This window comes from Flavobacterium jejuense (assembly GCF_006491595.2).
Classification (GTDB): domain Bacteria; phylum Bacteroidota; class Bacteroidia; order Flavobacteriales; family Flavobacteriaceae; genus Flavobacterium; species Flavobacterium jejuense.
This window is the reverse complement of sequence record NZ_VEVQ02000060.1, coordinates 1-295: the sequence shown is the minus strand read 5'-3', so window position 1 is coordinate 295 and position 295 is coordinate 1. Positions and strand designations below refer to the sequence as shown.

At 35.3% G+C, this 295-nt stretch carries 1 pseudogene; it reads left to right on the top strand.

Features of this window, described 5'->3' with window-relative positions:
• Positions 1-295, top strand: a pseudogene (locus FIA58_RS21365) (hypothetical protein); the annotation flags it as partial.

Here is a 295-nt window from a genome sequence, read left to right as displayed (position 1 = left end):
CCTAGCAATTGCTACAAACGGCTGTGCTTGTTGCACAACTCCATCAAAGATAACAAAAAGGCAACATTTAAAAGAGTACTTTTTTGTAAATTTAGTCATGCAAGGAAGAAAAGAACTCAACCCCAAAATGCTCTATCAAGTTCATTTGATCGACTTGATTCCGGAGCATAATTTTTACCGAATGCTTGATAAAGCGATTGATTTTCGGTTTCTATATAAATCCACTAAGAAGTATTATGGACAAGAAGGACAGGAGAGTATTGATCCTGTTGTCTTCTTCAAAATATGCTTAGTA